Source organism: Nocardia sp. NPDC055029 (assembly GCF_053608525.1).
The window spans coordinates 1-1730 of the sequence record NZ_JBSGVQ010000085.1; the positions used below are offsets into that span (position 1 = coordinate 1).

At 64.2% G+C, this 1730-nt stretch carries 2 protein-coding genes and 1 pseudogene; 1 reads left to right on the forward strand and 2 read right to left on the reverse strand.

Features of this window, described 5'->3' with window-relative positions; genetic code table 11:
* A partial coding sequence (locus ACWF9G_RS34265) for an alpha/beta fold hydrolase (protein WP_452520382.1) occupies nucleotides 1-141 on the forward strand: 141 nt, incomplete at its 5' end.
* 553 nt (nucleotides 142-694) lie between these two features.
* Here ACWF9G_RS34265 and ACWF9G_RS34270 read toward each other — a convergent pair.
* Both ACWF9G_RS34270 and ACWF9G_RS34275 read right to left on the reverse strand, forming a co-directional pair.
* Nucleotides 695-1372, reverse strand: coding sequence for a TetR/AcrR family transcriptional regulator (locus ACWF9G_RS34270; RefSeq protein ID WP_452520380.1), 678 nt, complete (start codon nucleotides 1370-1372; stop codon nucleotides 695-697).
* 259 nt (nucleotides 1373-1631) lie between these two features.
* A pseudogene (locus ACWF9G_RS34275) lies at nucleotides 1632-1730 on the reverse strand (enoyl-CoA hydratase); the annotation flags it as partial.

Here is a 1730-nt window from a genome sequence, read left to right on the forward strand (position 1 = left end):
CCGATCGACGCAACCGGCCGCCGGTTCGCAAAGCTGGTCCCGCACGCGGAATACGTCGAAATCGAGGGCGCACCCCACGGCCTGCTGTGGACCCACGCCGACGAGGTCAACACCGCACTGCTGCGCTTCGTGAAAGCCTAACCACACAGCGAGACGGCCGGAGCCAAACTTCCATCCGGCCGTTTCGCCCGGAGTCAGCGAATTCGCTCCCGGCGCGGGGTTGGGCAGTACTGGTGATCTTCTCTGGTCGACCACCGACGTCAGAGAGCAAGGCGTGAACCGGGCAACGGTGCCCACCGCGATCGCAGCTGAGATCATCGCATCGAGTAGAGGGCGTTGCAGCGACGGACCGCAGGGTTTTCCACGTCGACCACGGAGAGCATGTCCACTGGTGGTCGGACGGTTCAGGTCACCACCGAGGGATGACGGCACTCGGGTCGCTGTCGCTGTGTGCGCTCCGCGCGGCCGCGTGCCCGGACGGTGCCCCGCCGTGCTGTGCCGCTACCGCACAGATGTCAGCAGATGTCATGGGAAGTGCCGGAACACATTTGCCCTCACTCCTGGGCGTGAGGGCAAGCCAGCGAGATAAGCCTACTGGTGAGGTGGTAGAGCCGCTGATCGGGCAATTGAACATGCGCCCGATCCAAAGCTGGCGGCTATCGACATGGCCCGTGCCTGTCGAGCCACCGAAGAATCATCTCGGCGGGCCAAGGCGATCGATAGACGACAGCCCGCTCCAGCACAGTGCGACCACCGTGTCCACAGCGTCTGCCTTGGGAATCGGACGTCCGGCGTCAAGCCAGTCTCTGGCCGCGAGATGGCTCGCCCCGACGAGGCCCGACGCGCACATATCGGCTCGGGCCGGGTCGACCCCAGCACCGCGCAACTGGTCGCTCACCAGCGTCGCGCATTCCCTCATAGCACAACTCACCCGCCATGCGATCACTGGTTCGCTGGGCACCGGGGTCTCGAACACGAGCACGTGCCCTCCCTCGTCTTCGTCGGCGAAGTCGAAGTAGGCCATGACTGCGCGCCGCACACGTTCGCCGTACCCGGCGTCCACGGCCACGCCTCGACGAACGCCGGCCACCATCTTGTCCAGATACTGCTGCAGGACAGCGATATACAGATCGAGTTTGCCAGGGAACTCGCTGTAAAGGACCGGCTTGCTCAGGCCGGCCCGGGCGCTGATGGCGTCCATCCGCGCACCGTGGTACCCAGCGGTCGTGAACACTCCGCGTGCCGCGGCCAGAAAGGCTTCACGACGACATTCCTGAAGTGATTCGCGCAGCGGATCGGGTGCGTACCCGGCGGCATTGTTCCCGTCTGCCGAGGTCACGGCATGGATGGAGTCGCTGTGGGGCATCGTCATCGCCGACTACTCATCCGATCAGACGTACGGAACCGACGCTGTAGCCGCTGAACAGCAAGCCTCCGAATCGATTGTGGACAGAGTCATCGATAGTTCCGAAGCACTGATCGACGGAAGGCGTGGCACCTATAGGGACGTGCGTGCGCTGTCCTTGCCCGGCGCCACGATGCCGGGCGTTCAGCAGGTCGACCAGGTGAACCGCTACGTCGTGAAAGTTCACCTCTGGTGGCGTTTCCGTCATGCTGCCTCGATCATTCGGTTACCGATGGGTGAAGTGCGGGGGCCGCTTGTCGACGAAGGCGTTCATGCCTTCCTTCTGGTCCTCGATCGCGAACAGCGAGTGGAAGACGCGGCGCTC

What these genes read in the sequence shown, in the direction of transcription:
- ACWF9G_RS34270 (WP_452520380.1), bottom strand. Translation starts at nt 1,372, where the DNA reads ATGACGATGCCCCACAGCGACTCCATCCATGCCGTGACCTCGGCAGAC.